The sequence below is a fragment of the Clostridia bacterium genome (genome assembly GCA_017405765.1).
Taxonomy (GTDB): Bacteria; Bacillota; Clostridia; order Oscillospirales; family RGIG577; genus RGIG577.
Window position 1 is genome coordinate 1 of the sequence record JAFQZS010000025.1, and the last position, 16,208, is coordinate 16,208.

Below are 16,208 nucleotides of genomic sequence, written 5' to 3' on the forward strand. Positions count from 1 at the left end.
TCTAGAATGATGAGTGCTGTAAGTCGGCCCTAAAAAGGGGGTCCGGGGGAAAGCGGCTATTAGGACTGCACTAAGTTTGCCATTTGCTGCCCCGCAACTCCCCTTGCCGCGTCCTCCGGCGGTTTTGGTACGCCGGGGTCCCCTAAAAATACGCGAAGCGGATTTTTTGGGGTGGATTGGCCGTGAAAAGTACCGCCCGCCGCGTAGGCGAAAAGGAGTCTTAGAACCTTGGTTCTAAAAATTCTTCTTGCTTTCAAAGCAAGGGAAGTATATTGAAAAGGAGTCGTAGAACGCAGTTCTAAATATGCACCCCGCCCCACGGCGGGCTTCCCCCACTGTCATTGTCGAGGAGCGAAGCGACGAAGAATCTTACGCAGAAAGATCCTTCGCTTCGCTCAGGATGACAAATGGGGAGGCTCAGGATGACAAATGGGGAGGCTCAGGATGACCGAGGGGGAGCTCAGGATGACAAGGGGGCGTCCCTGCCTCGTGTGAGAGGCATACGCGAAGGAGTACGGATTGCCACGTCGCTTCGCTCCTCGCAATGACCGAAAGAGGGTGGTGCGCGCTCGCCAGAAGGAAGCTATTGCTAAAAAGCAGCTTGTTTAATGCCGCCCACAACCAACGGGCACCAAAGACTTGGAGCGGCTCGGCCGCGGAACACCAGTGATGGCTGTAAGTACCTAGAATGATGAGTGCTTTCAAGTCGGCCCTAAAAAGGGGGTCCGGGGGAAAGCGGCTATTAGGACTGCACTAAGTCTGCCCTTTACTGCCTCGCAACTCCCCTTGCCGCGTCCCCCGGCGGTTTTGGTACTTTTCCCGTGAAAAGTACGCCCCCCGGCAGGGGATAAAGTCTTTAGAACGGAGTTCTAAAAAATTTCCCTTGCTTTTCAAGCAAGAAAAAGAAAACTTGAAAAGGAAGTCGTAGAACGCAGTTCTAATGAAGCGCCCTGCCTTGCGGGGGGCCTATGCGTAGGAGTACGGATTGCCACGGCCCCTGCGGAGCCTCCGGGTGACCGGTAGGGGGAAACTCCCTGCAATGTGGGGAGCGTGTACATAAGATCCTTCGCTTCGCTCAGGATGACAAAAGGGGGCGCGCTGGGATGACAAGGGGGAGATCCTGCGCCTCGCGGGGAGGCGCAAGCGAGTCTTAGTGCCCATGCCCTAAAAAAGGGCGTGACCGCTTCGGTCACGCCCTTTTTCATATTGTGCTGTATCAGTCTGCGTAGTTGTCGAAATAGCCCTGTACGAGGATTATCGGCGTACCCTTGTCGCCGCTGCCGCTCGTAAGGTCGCAGAGGCTTCCGAGCAGGTCGGTAAGCTGGCGCGGAGTCGTGCCCTGCGACGCCATATTATTTATAAGGTTGTCGCTCTTTTTGCGGATGACCTCGCGCATAGCGTCGGCCGCATCCTCGCCCGAAAGGTGATGAAGCTCGTTGTCGGCGATATACTTCATCTTTATCTCGTTCGGCGTACCGATAAGTCCCGGAGTGCAGCCGGGCGAAACTACGGGGTCTGCAAGCTCCCAGATACCGCCTACGGGATCCTTGAACGCGCCGTCGCCGTATACCATAACTTCGATATTCTTGCCGGTCTTTTCTTTCATCTCGGCCGCTATCTTCGTAACGAGCGCCTGGCAGTCGCGCGGGAACAGCTTTATCGAAGTGTCGGTCGCAAGATTGGAGCCCAAAAGTCCGTAATCGGGATGATAACCGCTGCCGTCAACGGGGGCGTTCATAAGCTCGTGAAGGCCTAAAACCTTCTCGGCGCCCGCCTTGAGTAAACGCTTCTGCGTGCGGAATCGCGTGTGGATATCCGCATTTATTACGTTCTTCGTATATTTGAGTATCTCTACCGCGTCGTTTGCAAGGATTATCTCGGCCTTGCCGCCGCATATCTCTTTATAAAACTCTATATAGTCAACGCCGGTGAAGGGATGCTTTACGTCGCCCAGTTTTTTCTTGAATTCCTCCGCCGTAAATACGTCGGTGTACGGGTTTATGCCGTGTTCATCGAGGATGTCCCACGATACGAGCGGATTTCCCACTTCGTCGGACGGATAGGAAAGCTGTATGTAAAGCTTCTTTACGCCCATGGAAATGCCCTTTAATATCATGGAGAAGCGGTTGCGGCTGAGTATCGGATGGATAAGACCAACGGTCGCATCCTCGCCGAACTTCGCCTTTATATCGCTTGCTATGTTGTCAAGCGTTGCGTAATTTCCCTGCGAACGCGCAACGATGGATTCCGTTATGCCTATAACGTCGCGGTCTTTAAGCTCAAATCCCTCATGCTTTGATGCGTTAAGCACCGAATCCACAACTATTTTGCAAAGATCGTCGCCCTTTTTGATTATCGGGGCTCTTATGCCTCTCGAAGTAACGCCAACAGTCCTCATTTTTCACTCATCCTTGTCTAATAAAATTTCTTCTCATCATATGATAGATGTTATATAATAAAATCCTTCGGGGGCCTGACTGGAGCCTTCGAAAACAAATTCCTGAATGCCGTCGAATCCTGCCTCCCTTGAAGAAACCACCACATGATATAATAATATACCTATGTCTATACTGTCAAGTGTCTTATATATCGGCAGGGGCGGATCCGAAACTTTTTTGCTGAATATATGAAGCACCGTCCCGTCGTTTATCATGCACCACGGCTGCTTATTATGGCTTGACGGCGCAAGGCGGCAGGCCTCTATCGCCTCCGTATATTCGCCCTTTCTTAAAAACTGCCCGCGCGGCATACGGTCGAATTTATCGGTCGATTCTCTTAAAAGGTTCATGTTCGGGCGGCCTATGCCCATCATGATGATATACTCGCCTTTTGGAAGCGCTATGCTGTCGAGGACCTCCTGAGACGGACGCTGCTGTGCGATAAAGCAGCTTCCTATGCCCATGTTGGAAAGCTCCAGCGAGAGCTGTTCAAGCATATAGCCCGCATTCATATTTGTCGTATCCTTTATTGCCGACTTGAACACGATAAAATGAGGCGGCATAACCTCGAACATGGGCTCTGTGCCTATATCGTCTACTATCTCTATCTTTGTGCGGACGTTGCGGTAAAGCGGCCGCAGGCGCTTTATCGCCTTTCTCACCTCCGAAAGAGTCGCCTCGTCGAGCGGCTCGGGCCTAAAATGCCTTACGGAGCGCCTTTTAAACATAAGCTCATAATGCGTCACTTATATCACCTCAAACGAAATATTCTTATAAGATTTTACCATATGTTTTGAAAAAAGTATATAATTATGCAAAGAACCCGATGCTTTTTATCCGAAAATACCGCTTTCGTATATCCCTATATTCGTAAGATAAATATAATACTCGTCGCTTTTGTTCTTTATATCCTCTGTTGACACGCCGTATTCAAGCGAGAGCCAAAGCGACAGGGCGGCGCAGTTCGAGTAAAGATAATATGGGAGTCCGGGTACAAGTATGACGATGATGCTGTCCTCGTATCCCCGCAGCTTCTCTTTTGTAAATCCCGCACGGTAATACCTTTCCGACGCCTCGGTGCGCGGTATGGCGTAAATGACGGCCGGATCCGCGCCGGACACGCGCAGTCCACGGGACTTTTTGTACCCTTGCAGATCAAACTCAAATATCTTTCGCCTGCATTCCTCCATAAGATCGATGCTTATCTGCTGTCCCGAAAGCTCCTTCTCAATAATGGCGCACATTTCATTTATGCTCTTCTTTTCTTTGACTTTATCGGCGTAAAGCGATGTAAGCTTCTTTTTTCGGGTCATTATCTCTTCTTTTGAGGCCTTCGCCGTTGTATCAACGGCAAGGGGCGTCCGCGAAATCATATCATCGGATATATCCATGTCTTCTCCTTATATTAAATGCATTTGTGCGGCACGGTTTCACTTCATTATATATACCGGAAAAAGGGGGCTGTCAACGCCGCATACGCGTGACTTATTGTTTTTTTCCAAAAAAAGCGTTAATTTGTTTTATCTGCATTGAAAGCCGCATTTTTTTATGATAAAATATATAAAAATTATAAAATAATAAGGGAGTTTGTTATGGATAAATTATTCACACCTATCACGATCAACGGCATGACCTTGAAAAATCGCATCGTAATGCCCCCGCTCCATCATCTCTACACGCCCGACGGCGTTATGACGGAGCGCTTTTCCCAGTATTACTACAAGCGCGCAGAGGGCGGCGCGGGCCTTATCATCATCGGCGGCTGCCGTATCGACGAGTTCGGCGGCGCGGCAATGATGCTCGACGTAACGAAGCCCTCATTCGTTGAGGACTGCAAGGTATTCACCGACGAAATGCACAAGCGCGGCGCGAAGGTAGGCCTTCAGATGTACGAAGCAGGCCGCTACGCAAGCACGAAGGACAACGAAAAGACGCTTGCTCCCTCCGCAGTATTTTCAAAGTTCACAAGAGAGACGCCTAATGAGATGACGAAGGACGAAATAGACCTCGTTATAAAGCGTTTTGCGGAGGCTGCCGCCAAGGTAAAGGCCGCAGGCTTCGACGTAGTTGAGATCATAGGCTCGGCCGGATATCTTATCTCGCAGTTCCTCTCGCCCGTTACCAATCTTCGTACCGATGAATTCGGCGGAAGCTGGGAGAACCGCACGCGCTTCCCCGTGCTCGTAATAAAGGCCGTTCGCGAGGCCGTAGGCCCCGACTATCCCGTTATAATCCGCGTTGCCGGCAACGACTTTATCCCCGGCAGCAATACTAATGAGGACGCCGTTAAATTTGCAAAGATAGCCGAGGAAGCAGGCGTTGATATGCTTGACGTGACCGGCGGCTGGCACGAGACGGTCGTTCCGCAGCTCCCCGGCGATCTGCCGCACGGCGGATTCGCATATCTTGCGGGCGCGATAAAGAAGGCCGTAAACATCCCCGTTATGGCGTCGAACCGCTTTAACGACATCACTTCCGCGAAGAAGGTTCTTGCTTTGGGCATGGCCGATCTTATCGGCTTCGGCCGTCCGCTCATCGCCGATCCCGAGCTTCCCAACAAGGTTCAGGCGGGACGCGAGGACATAGTAAGAAACTGCATCGGCTGCAACCAGGGCTGTCTTGCGAGAACGTTCTTCCGCCGCCCGATAGAATGCACCGTAAACGCATACGCGGGATACGAGACTCAGCTTATAAAGAAGCCGGCCGACAAGAAGAAGAAGGTGCTCGTGATAGGCGCGGGCCCCGCAGGTCTTACGGCTGCCATCGAGCTTGCGGACCGCGGCCACAGCGTGACCGTTTGGGAGAAGTCGGACAAAGCGGGCGGTCAGATATCGCTTGCCGCAACTCCTCCCGGAAAAGCCGACTTCAATCTGTTTTCAAAATACTTAAAGAACATGTGCGCAGAAAAGGGCGTTGAGATCGTTTACAATAAAGAGGCCGACAAGGCGTCAGTTACCGCGTTCGGCGCTGACGACGTTGTTATCGCTACCGGCTCCAATCCCGTTATGATAGACTTCCCCGGCAACAAGAAGGGCGTTGAGATAGTTTCCGCCGTTGACGTGCTTACTAATAAGGCGTTCCCCGGAGAGAACACCGTTATCATAGGCGGCGGCTCCGTAGGCTGCGAGGTGGCTCAGCTTCTCGCTGAGGACAGCACGATAAGCCCCGAGCTTTTATACTTCCTTTCGATACATCAGGCCGAAACGCCCGAAAAGATAAGCTCGCTTCTCAATACGCCCAACCGCAAGATCTCGATAGTTGAGATGCAGAAAAAGATCGGCGCCGGCTTCGACCTCGGCACCGGCTGGCCGGTTCTCAAGCAGCTTGCCCGCCTCGGCGTAAAGAGCTACACGCTCACGAAGGTAAAGGAGATATCCGACGGCGCGGTGATCGTAGCAGACGAAGAAGGCAAGGAAACGAAGATTCCTGCCGATACCGTTATCGTAAGCGTTGGCTACAGAAGCGAAAACAAGCTTTACGAGGAGCTTAAAGACAGCGCAAACGTTCATCTTATAGGCGACGCAGAGAAGCCTGCAAAGATATTAAACGCAGTTGCAGCCGCAACGAAGTGCGCGCTTGAGATCTAAGCTTTGTTTATAGAAAATCATCATAAAGGGGAGCGGAATGAAGTCCGCTCCCCTTTTTTGCCCCGCGCAGCGGGGAGTTTATTTAGAACTGCGTTCTAATACTCCTATTCAAGTTTTCTTCTCTTGCTTAAAAGCAAGGGAAAGGATAATTGAATAGAATGTTATAGAACGCAGTTCTATAACACCTCATCCGCCCCTGCGGGGCACCTTTCCCTCAAGGGGAAGGCTTTAGAACCGCCCGCCGCGCAGGCGAAAAGGAGTCTTAGAACCTTGGTTCTAAAATTTCTGCTTGCTTTGCAAGCAAGAAAAAGCAAACTTGAAAAGGAACCTTATAACGCAGTTCTATAAGGAGCGGCGCGTCAGTTATTCCCCCGCTTTATGCTCTCGCGCATAAAAAGATCCTTCAGCGCATTTTTGTCAAACGGTATCAGCGGATACATATACGGCTCCCCCGATACGGTCTTCGTTGTAAGCGCGGCCGCCGCCATTATCGCAACGCCCGCGATAAGCCCCCAAAGCCCCAATATCGCCGTAAGTATTATCATAAATATGCGAAAGAGCTTGAACGTATAGCCAAGCTCAAAGCTCGGCTGTGTAAAATTGGCAATGGCGACGAACGCCATGAAAAATATCACCTCCGGCACGAACCAGCCCGATTCAACGCCGAACTCGCCCAATATAAGCGTGCCTATCACCGAAAACGAATTGCTTAGCGCATTCGGCGTATTGAGCGAGGCGATCCTCATGCATTCGACGAGAAGCTCTATTATCAAAAGCTGAACGATTATCGGCAGATGTATCTCGTGCTCGATCTCTATAAAAACGAGGTAGTCGGGCAAGCGCCAGTCGTTCTTTATAAAGCAGTACCACACTGGTATCATAAAAAGAGTTACAAAATACACGACGGCGCGCACCGCTCTTAAATACGTTCCTATGAGCGGCGGGAAATAATAGTCGTTCGTCTCCTGCATGAAATCGAGAAAAAACGTAGGCACTATCATTGCGGCGGGAGAATTGTCCACAAGTATGATTATTCTCCCTTCGAGGATATTCGATGCGGCCGCGTCGGGCCGTTCGGTATACCGCACTCTCGGAAACGGATTGTACCACTGCTTTTTTATAAGGCTTTCCGTAAGGCTCTCCTGCCCGAAAGAAAGCGCGTCTCTCTTTATCGAACGAAGCGCCGACTTCGTGTTATAGAGAAGGTTTTTGTCAACGATATCCTCCATATAACAAACGGCGACGTCCGTCTTTGAATCATGTCCCACCTGTATCTTTTCTATAACGAGCTGTTTATTTCGTATCCTTCGGCGGATGAGCGCGGCGTTGAAAAGAAGCGTTTCAACGAAGCCGTCGCGCGATCCGCGAAGCACCCTGTCGTTCTCCGGCTCGCCTACTTCTCTTGCCGGATACGTGCGCGCGTCTATAACTATGGCGCTGTCCAGACCCTGTACGAGCAGTATTATGCGCCCCGAAAGCACGGCCTCGATCGCCTCGGCTATGCTTTTGTCCTCTTTTACGTCGTCGTAAGGGATAAAGCCGTCTATGAACTGCTTAGCGCTTTTGCACTGCGCTATGCTTCTTTTATCGGCGCACATAAGATGCTGTATCACGTTTTCAAAGATAAGGTCTTTTATGAAGCCGTTTAAGAAATATATCCTGCATTCTCGCCCGCCCGCATTAATCGCTCGCGTAGTTATATCAAAGCTTTTGTCTACTTTGAGCTGTTCGTCCATTATTCTCGTATTGTCCGTATGATCCCCGGAAAACACCCAGTGCGCCGGATTCTGTGCCATATGCTCACCTCAAGGCTGTTTTGCCCAATTTTACGGCGATATATGCAAAAAAAATGAGCAGATACTTTGTATCTGCCCGTTTAATTATCCGCACTTACTTCTTTATCGACTTTGCGACCTCCTCGCCCTGCCTGAACGCTTTTTCAAGCGCCGCCTTCGATACGGAGCCCATGCCCGTGGATGCGTACACGGCCTCATACGGTACGCCAAGGTATTCCGATATCTCCTTTATGGAGTTTATGGCGTTGTGCGCTCCGGAGGCGTATTCGTCAACGTCGCCGTATGTAGTTATGTAAACGAGCGTCTTGTTTCTCATGCCGCCCGCCTTCATGCCGTACAGCCTGTCAAGAAATACCTTGAGCTGTCCCGACATATTGAACCAATACGTGGGCGCCGCCATAACGAGCACGTCGCTTGAATATATATCGTCATACATATCGAACATCTCGTCGTGCTGAACGCATACGCCCGTTTTCGTTTTGCACGCCTCGCAGCCGCGGCAGTAGTTTATCTTCTTCTGATACACCTTGCCGTCAACAAAGTCTATATCGGCGCGCGCCGACTTCATGCCGCTTACAAACGACTCCAAAAGCTGCGCCGTATTCCCCTTGAGGCGCGGCCCCGCAAATGCAATAAATACCTTCATAAAATATTTCCTCCCTTATTTAGTATCAAAAAAATCAGTTTACAACGGTCTTTTTGGAATTTTGTATCTCAAGCACGACGGAGCCCGTAAGAACAAGCTCTCCGCCGCGCGCACATACGAGATTTCTGTACCGCGTGGCCCGCTTTGCGCCCGAAAAACCGAATTCTATCAAAACGGGATACTCGCTCTCTCCCATATCGCGGTATTTTAAAAGGCCCTCGCCCGAGATGAGCACAAAGTCGTACTTTCCCGCTTCGATATCCTCGTCTATAACGTACTTTCCCGCAGAAATGCGCGTCCGCCCGTCATGCGTCCCCGACTGTTCGTCTTCCCTGCCGTAGGTGCAAAAAGGGTCGTAAGAGGACGCGCCGCCCCTTCGCGAACGCATATATGATGACGCAAGTATCACTATAACTATGAGTATAACAAAAAACACGAAGTATGCCATATGGTCACCTCATTTATACAAGAAAGCCGCCGTCTACCGAAATGACCTGCCCCGTTATGAAGCCCGCCTCATCGGAGGCTAAAAAAACTGCCGCCGCCGCGACGTCCTCGGGCGTTCCCAGCCTTCCCAAAGGCGTTTCTTCGCATAACGCGCATAAGTCGGCTTCGCTTAAATTCTTATTCATATCGGTATCTATAACGCCGGGAGCCACGGCGTTCACCGTTATGCCGGAGGGAGCGAGCTCCTTTGCCAAAGCGCGCGTAAAGCCGATGAGCGCCGCCTTTGAGGCGGAATAATGCACCTCGCACGACGCGCCCGAAAGCCCCCACATCGACGATACGTTTATTATGCGGCCGCTCTTTTTATTTATCATAAAGTGCAGCGCCTCGCGCGCGCAGTTGAACGCGCCGTATACGTTCACGCCGAAAAGCTCGTCGCGCTCGTCGTCCGTTATATCGGTAAAAAGGCCGCTTTTCGATATCCCCGCGTTGTTTATGAGTATATCAACGCCGCCGAAGGTCTCTTTTATCCGAGAAAACATAGCGCGCACCTCGTCGGCGCGCGATACGTCGGCCTTTATTAAAAGCGTGCGCGCATTTTCATGCTTTTTTGATATTTCCGAAAGAAGGTCCTTTGCTTTTTCTTCGCTCTTATTGTAATTTATCACAACGTTTGCTCCGCGTTTTGAAAAAGCCAGGGCGCAGGCGCGCCCTATCCCGCGCGAAGCGCCCGTTATAAGCACGGTCTTAGGCATGAGCATTACTCCTTTTATTATATTGTACCACAACGAAACGTCTAATACAAGAAAACGCCGCCGAAGCCTGCTTCTTATATAAAAAGCCCGGCCGCCCGCGTTTTGCGGGAGACCGGACGTTCGTTTTGATATGATATGCGTATTATGCTTAACAGGCTTAGTACATGCCCATGCCGCCGCCCATCGGAGGCATCGGAGGAGCTGCGTTTTCTTCCTTCTTATCGGTAACTATGGCCTCGGTGGTGAGTACCATAGCGGCAACGGAAGCCGCGTTCTCAAGAGCGCTTCTCGTTACCTTTGCCGGATCGACGATGCCGGCCTCTATCATGTCTACGTATTCTTCCTTAGCCGCGTCGAAGCCGCAGTTTTTGTCCTTGGCCTTCTTTATCGTGTCGATGATTATCGAACCCTCAAGACCTGCGTTCTTGGCGATCTGGCGAACGGGCTCCTCAAGCGCCTTCATGATTATCTTAACGCCGGTCTTTTCGTCGCCGTCGGTTATCTGAAGCAGAGCCTCTACCTCGGGGATAACGTTAAGAAGCGCGCTGCCGCCGCCTGCGATTATGCCTTCCTCTGCCGCTGCGCGGGTAGCTGCAAGGGCGTCTTCTATTCTTAACTTCTTATCCTTCATCTCGGTCTCGGTAGCTGCGCCTACGTTGAGGACCGCAACGCCGCCGGAGAGCTTTGCTATACGCTCGCTCAACTTCTCGCGGTCGAATTCGGAGGTAGTAAGGTCGAGCTGAGTCTTTATCTCGGATACTCTTGATTTAACTTCGTCGCTGTCGCCCATGCCGCCTACGATGATGGTCTTATCCTTCGATACTATTACCTGCTTTGCACGGCCGAGCTGATCCATCTGCGTTTCTTTAAGGTCAAGACCGAGCTTTTCGGAGATGAGCTGGCCGCCGGTGAGGATAGCGATATCCTTGAGCATTTCGGTACGTCTGTCGCCGAAGCCGGGAGCCTTTACGCATACGCAGGTGAACGTGCCGCGAAGCTTGTTTACGAGTATCGTTGCAAGCGCCTCGCCGTCAACGTCTTCTGCGATTATGAGAAGCTTTTTGCCCGCCTGAACTACCTGCTCAAGAAGCGGTAAAACATCCTGGATGTTGGATATGGTCTTTTCAACGAGAAGGATGTATGCGTCCTCCAAAACAGCTTCCATCTTGTCGTTGTCGGTTATCATATAAGGCGAAATATATCCGCGGTCGAACTGCATACCTTCAACTATCTCAACGTAAGTCTCTGCGGTCCTCGATTCCTCAACGGTGATAACGCCCTCGGTCGTTACCTTATCCATAGCATCTGCGATTATCTGGCCGATGAACTCGTCGCCTGCCGATATCGTTGCAACGCGGGCGATGTCCTTAGTGCCGTTTATCTGCTGGCTGTGATCGCCTATTGCGGAAACGGCAACGTCAACGGCCTTCTGAATACCGCGCTTTAAGATCATCGGGTTTGCGCCTGCGGCAACGTTCTTCATGCCCTCGCGGATTATAGCCTGTGCAAGCAGCGTAGCCGTCGTGGTGCCGTCGCCTGCGATGTCGTTCGTCTTGGTCGCCACCTCGCGAACGAGCTGAGCGCCCATGTTCTCAAAGGGGTCGTCAAGCTCTATCTCTTTTGCGATGGTAACGCCGTCGTTAGTGATGAGCGGGCCGCCGAACTTCTTGTCTAAAACTACGTTTCTTCCCTTGGGGCCCAACGTGATCTTTACCGTATCGGAAAGCTTGTCGATGCCCGTAAGCAGCGCCTTGCGCGCGTCTTCGCTGTATAAAATATCTTTTGCCATAAAATACTATCTCCTTTCAAATGATCAAATCGGCGAATTATTCAACTATTGCGAGAATTTCGCCCTGACGAATGATAAGATACTCTTCGTCGTCTATCTTTACTTCGCCCATGGACGCCGTATACTTATTTATAAGCACGGTGTCGCCCGGTTTAACTTCCATTTTAACTTCCTTGCCGTCTACGAGACCGCCGGGGCCTACTGCAACGACCTTTGCCGTCTGCGGCTTTTCCTTTGCGGAACCTGCAAGCACTATGCCGCTTTTCGTCTTTTCGATAACTTCGTCGAGCTTTAATACGACTCTGTCGCCTAAGGGTTTAAGATTCATGTGATTGTCCTCCTTCATATATCTGATAATTTATTATTATTATTCCAATTTATTAGCACTCGACGCTTGCGAGTGCTGATTACAGTCATTATAATAAGACAAATGCGGAAAATATATCAATATGCAAAAATGCCCGATTTTTTAGATTACGCCTTATTTACTCCCAAATTCATCCGCTTGCTCTCGTTTTCACCGTTTTGGCGGCGTTTTCTTCACATGCTTGTAATATTGGTAGTAATCGCACTTTATCATTCCGTTGTAGAGCTTTCGCTTCTTGTCGGCTTGCTTCCCGAAATATTTTTCAAACTCCGCGTCCGACGATATTACGAAATAGCGCCAGCCGTCAACTCTTTTATAAAGCGCGCCCAGAGTTTTATAAAGCTCCCTTGCGCGCTCAAGCTCGAGCATACGCTCGCCGTAGGGCGGATTTGTTACGATAAGGCCGCCGCCCTCGGGCAGCTTTAGGCGCGCGATGCCCGTTCTTTGCAGGGTGATATGCTTCTCCATGCCGGCTTTTTTCGCGTTCTCGGCGGTAAGCGCAAGCGCCTTTTCGCTTATATCATAGCCATAGAGCTTGAGCGTTACGTCTTTTTTCTGCGCTTCGGCCTCGGCGCGCGCCCGCTGCCATATGCTTTTCGTGAAATTATCCCACCGCTGGGCTGCAAAGCGCCTGCTTATGCCCGGCGCGGTCCTCGTGCGTATCATCGCCGCCTCGATAAGAATAGTTCCCGAGCCGCACATGGGATCTACGAACTGCTCATCTTCGTGAAAGCGCGCGATATACGCCATCGCCGCCGCAAGCGTTTCACGAAGCGGGGCCTCGTTTGCGTTTCTTCTGTAGCCGCGCTTGTGAAGGCCGTCGCCGCTCGTATCAATAAGCAGCGTGACCTTATCCTTCATTATGGAAAACTGCAGCTGATATTTTGCGCCCGTCTCCTTGAACCAGGAAACGCGGTATTTTCCCTTTAAACGCTCTACTACGGCTTTTTTTATTATGGCCTGGCAGTCGGGCACGGAATGAAGCGTGGAATTAAGCGAATATCCCTTTACCGGAAATTCCGCGTCCATGGGAAGATACGCCTCCCACTCAAGCGCCTTTGTCCCCTCGAACAGCTCGTCGAAGGTGGTCGCTTCAAATTCGCCCACAACTATTTGTATGCGCTCCGCAAATCGTGAGAACACGTTTGCGCGCGCCATGTCAAGTTCATTTCCGAAAAATACGACGCGCCCGTTTTGGGGCTGTGTTTCAAGTCCCAGTCTTTTAAGCTCCTCGGATAAAAGCCCCTCGAGCCCGAAAAGGCACGGCGCAGACATTTTTAGATCTCTCATGGCCGCTCTTATGCCGTTCTGCGCGGCGAATCAAACAGACGTTCCGCGTGCTTCTGGGGCGTCCAATCCACGGGAAGCTCACCTGTGCGCTTCATGTCCTCCATTCCCCATGCGATCATCTGATCGATTATCGGAAGAAGCGTTCTTCCCTTAGGCGTAAGCGTATAATCAACCTTCGGCGGTATCTGCTGATAGTCGTGGCGTTCTATAAGGCCGTCGCTTTGAAGCTCCTTGAGCTGGTCGCTTAAAACCTTGTCCGTTATATTGCCCAGCGCGCGTTTTATCTCGCTTGTGCGGAGCGAACGGTATTTTAAAAAGCTCAAAATCCTTGCCTTCCACTTGCCGCCGATAATATCAAGCGTATGCTTTACAGGACATTTGATCGGCGTATCCATGTATTTACTCACTTTAAAGCCTCCTTTATACATAAAAGCAACTCATTATTATATATATGCTTGCAGAATGCATCTCTTCTTTATATAATGAAGTTATAATATTATAAATATTGTAAACGATTTATACTTACTAAATAGTAATTACTTGATTTTTAGCCCGTTTATTGCTACAATATCGTTGAATTACCGGGAAGTTCTGTACTTTCGTTTTTGAGAGTACTTAGTAAATTTCAATACATAGTATACAATATGCGGTCAAACAGAGTCAATATTATAAATGTAAAAAAATTTTTAAGGAGGATGCGTATAAATGGCAAATCCGATAATAACCATCAAGTTTGAGGACGAAAGAGAGATAAAAGTTGAGCTTTATCCCGAACGCGCGCCTTTCAACGTGCAGTTTCTGCTTGGCGGCATAGAAACATACGAATACGAATGGGTGCCCGTTCATTCCGCTATAAAGGACGCGGCGATAGCCATCGGCTTTTTTGACAAGAACGGCTACGGACGCGGATACGGCGAGGAAGTTGAGGAGCTTTTCAGAGAAGACGTAGACGATTACGACAATATCGGCTCCAAGGAGATATATCCCCATGAATGCGGAACGTTCGCGCTCGTTGAGCCGCGCCTTCCCGAAACGTGGCGTCAGCAGGTTGCCGTTATCCTCACCGATAAGCCCATAACCACGCCGAACGGATCGCCCGTTATACTTCGTCCCATAGGCAAGGTGATAGAGGGGCTTGAAATAGCGCGCGAGATGTCTCAGGTGGAGACCGACGAATACCTCACGCCTAAGAAAACGATAATGGTGAAGAACTTATATCCGGAGGGAGGACTAAAATGGAGCAGCGCCCGCGCATAACGCTGCACCTCGAACGAGGCGGCGATATAACGATAGAGCTTTTTTGCGACAAGACGCCCTCATCGGCGTCCAAGGTGCTTACGGCGTTTTCGGAAAGCTATTACGACGGGCTGTCGTTTCACACGTGTGCGCGCGATGAATACTTACAGTTCGGATATTACGATCTGAACGGCTACGGGGTGTATGCCGCCGACGTTGACGAAGCTGACGCCGACTCGGACGGCGCCGACGCGGAGCTTCCCTACAGGGAAGGTTCTCTCGCGCTTATAACGTCGAAATATCCTTATCTTGCAAAGATGCAGCTTGCGTTCCTTCTTACGGACAAGCCGATCTTCTCCGGCGGACACGAGATACTTTTTAAAACGATAGGCCGCGTGACGGACGGATACGACCATATAAAAAGCATTTCTCAATGCAGTGTGGACGAGGATCTCTCCCCCGTCGTGCCTATAGTAGTAAAAAACGCAACGATTAAAAAATAAATAAATTTAAAAATAAACAAGGGGGTCAATCATGTTATTTTCCGAATACAAATTAAAGGGCGTTACCGCCAAGAACCGCATCGTTTTCCCGCCCGTTGTCTGCATGAACTGGACGGACAACAACCGCGTTACCGAAAAGAACGTGGAGCATTACAGGAATGTGGCAAAGGGCGGCGCGGGCCTTATAATAACCGAAGCCATCTGCGTTGAGCCTACGGCAAAGCTCCATCCCACGCAGATAGCCGCATGGGACGACGAGTCGATAGAGGGGCTTTCAAAGATAGCGAAGGCCGTTCACGACGAGGGACTTGGCATTATAGCGCAGATACATCACGGCGGCATACAGTCCGTTCCCGGCCCGAAGAAGGTGCCCTCGGACATCACCGCCACGCTTTACGGAAAGCCGGTAGACGGTATCGGCATGACGAAGGAGGAAATAAAGAAGGTGGAGCAGCAGTTCGTGGATACGGCGATACGCTGCAAAAAGGCGGGCATGGACGGCGTTGAGCTTCACGGCGCGCATACTTATTTACTCAGCTACTTCCTCTCCGACAACACGAACAAGCGCACCGACGAATACGGCGGCAGCGTTGAGAACCGCGCGCGCCTTGCACTCGATATAATGAAGCGCGTCCGCAAGGAATGCGGCGACGACTTTATCATAGGCATACGCTACGGCGGCGCCATGACCTCTCTTGAGGACGGCATCGCGGCCGCAAAGATGTTCGAGGCGGCAGGCTGCGACTACCTGCACGTTTCCTACGGCGCGTCGCCGAGAGAGCAGGTGCCCGTACCGGAGGAATATTCCGAATGGAACTCCATGATATATACGGCTATAATGATAAAGAAGGAAGTAAACATCCCCGTTATTGCCGTAAACAACATAGATACCGCCGAGCGCGCTCACAAGCTCGTTGACTCCGGCATGGTAGACTTTGTTGCTCTCGCGCGCCCGATACTTGCCGACTACGAGTGGCCGAACAAGATAAAGGCAGGCATAGAGCCCAATCCCTGCTTCCACTGCAAGCCCGCCTGCCGCTGGTTTATGGGCGCGCTTGACAACTGCCCCGCAAGAAAGGCGGCCGCAAAAAAGCAGGCGTAAGCTGATAAAAAAAAGAGAAGGCCGAAAAGGCCGTTGCATTAAGTTAAGGCTTTTTGACATCACGATCACAAAAACAGACCTCATCCTAAAAAAGGGTGAGGTCGTTTTTTCTGAGGCCGTCCCGAAAATTGTGTAAACCTCCGATAAGGTGTAAAATAGAAGCACCATATTGGAGGTTTAATTATGAGCAGCAGAAGAAAACGCAGTTCCGAGGAACGAGCACGGAGGGAGAAAATTCGTGAATTGCTGCAA

15 protein-coding genes are annotated in these 16,208 nt (G+C 50.7%); 4 read left to right on the forward strand and 11 right to left on the reverse strand.

Annotated features, from left to right (window positions below; all coding sequences use genetic code 11):
- Nucleotides 1–1,216: 1,216 nt before the first annotated feature.
- The 3 genes from IJG50_04205 to IJG50_04215 form a co-directional block, all read right to left on the reverse strand.
- Entirely contained in the window at nt 1,217–2,398 is a 1,182-nt protein-coding gene (locus IJG50_04205) for a coenzyme F420-0:L-glutamate ligase (GenBank protein ID MBQ3379053.1), read from the reverse strand.
- A gap of 36 nt (nt 2,399–2,434) precedes the next feature.
- Nucleotides 2,435–3,184 (reverse strand): hypothetical protein, encoded by a 750-nt coding sequence (locus IJG50_04210; GenBank protein MBQ3379054.1) that lies wholly within the window; start codon nt 3,182–3,184, stop codon nt 2,435–2,437.
- An 87-nt stretch (nt 3,185–3,271) separates the two neighbouring features.
- On the reverse strand, nt 3,272–3,829 hold the full coding sequence (locus IJG50_04215; protein MBQ3379055.1) for a hypothetical protein: 558 nt from the start codon (nt 3,827–3,829) through the stop codon (nt 3,272–3,274).
- A gap of 201 nt (nt 3,830–4,030) precedes the next feature.
- On the opposite strand from IJG50_04215, the gene IJG50_04220 reads away from it, so the two are divergent.
- Nucleotides 4,031–6,025: an FAD-dependent oxidoreductase gene (locus IJG50_04220; GenBank protein ID MBQ3379056.1), complete on the forward strand. Its 1,995-nt coding sequence runs from the start codon at nt 4,031–4,033 to the stop codon at nt 6,023–6,025.
- Between the two features lie 359 nt (nt 6,026–6,384).
- Here the strand turns inward: IJG50_04220 and IJG50_04225 are convergent, their stop codons facing one another.
- From IJG50_04225 to IJG50_04260, 8 genes are all read right to left on the reverse strand, one after another.
- Nucleotides 6,385–7,821, reverse strand: a complete 1,437-nt coding sequence (locus IJG50_04225) for a spore germination protein (GenBank protein ID MBQ3379057.1) — start codon at nt 7,819–7,821, stop codon at nt 6,385–6,387.
- Nucleotides 7,822–7,915: 94 nt separating this feature from the next.
- On the reverse strand, nt 7,916–8,467 hold the full coding sequence (locus IJG50_04230) for a flavodoxin family protein (GenBank protein MBQ3379058.1): 552 nt from the start codon (nt 8,465–8,467) through the stop codon (nt 7,916–7,918).
- A gap of 34 nt (nt 8,468–8,501) precedes the next feature.
- On the reverse strand, nt 8,502–8,915 hold the full coding sequence (locus IJG50_04235; GenBank protein ID MBQ3379059.1) for a hypothetical protein: 414 nt from the start codon (nt 8,913–8,915) through the stop codon (nt 8,502–8,504).
- 13 nt (nt 8,916–8,928) lie between these two features.
- Nucleotides 8,929–9,675, reverse strand: a complete 747-nt coding sequence (locus tag IJG50_04240; protein ID MBQ3379060.1) for an SDR family oxidoreductase — start codon at nt 9,673–9,675, stop codon at nt 8,929–8,931.
- Between the two features lie 151 nt (nt 9,676–9,826).
- A complete protein-coding gene (gene groL / locus IJG50_04245; GenBank protein MBQ3379061.1) occupies nt 9,827–11,458 on the reverse strand; it encodes a chaperonin GroEL in 1,632 nt (543 codons plus the stop codon).
- Between the two features lie 37 nt (nt 11,459–11,495).
- A complete protein-coding gene (locus IJG50_04250) occupies nt 11,496–11,786 on the reverse strand; it encodes a co-chaperone GroES (protein ID MBQ3379062.1) in 291 nt (96 codons plus the stop codon).
- Between the two features lie 189 nt (nt 11,787–11,975).
- Entirely contained in the window at nt 11,976–13,115 is a 1,140-nt protein-coding gene (locus tag IJG50_04255; protein ID MBQ3379063.1) for a class I SAM-dependent RNA methyltransferase, read from the reverse strand.
- Between the two features lie 8 nt (nt 13,116–13,123).
- Nucleotides 13,124–13,510, reverse strand: coding sequence for a helix-turn-helix transcriptional regulator (locus IJG50_04260; GenBank protein ID MBQ3379064.1), 387 nt, complete (start codon nt 13,508–13,510; stop codon nt 13,124–13,126).
- 310 nt (nt 13,511–13,820) lie between these two features.
- On the opposite strand from IJG50_04260, the gene IJG50_04265 reads away from it, so the two are divergent.
- The 3 genes from IJG50_04265 to IJG50_04275 are packed head-to-tail and all read left to right on the forward strand — an operon-like array spanning nt 13,821 to nt 15,956.
- Nucleotides 13,821–14,372, forward strand: a complete 552-nt coding sequence (locus tag IJG50_04265) for a peptidylprolyl isomerase (protein MBQ3379065.1) — start codon at nt 13,821–13,823, stop codon at nt 14,370–14,372.
- Nucleotides 14,351–14,854, forward strand: coding sequence for a peptidylprolyl isomerase (locus IJG50_04270; protein ID MBQ3379066.1), 504 nt, complete (start codon nt 14,351–14,353; stop codon nt 14,852–14,854). Before IJG50_04265 ends, IJG50_04270 begins: the two co-directional genes overlap by 22 nt.
- A gap of 31 nt (nt 14,855–14,885) precedes the next feature.
- Nucleotides 14,886–15,956: an NADH:flavin oxidoreductase gene (locus IJG50_04275; GenBank protein ID MBQ3379067.1), complete on the forward strand. Its 1,071-nt coding sequence runs from the start codon at nt 14,886–14,888 to the stop codon at nt 15,954–15,956.
- Nucleotides 15,957–16,208 lie beyond the last annotated feature (252 nt).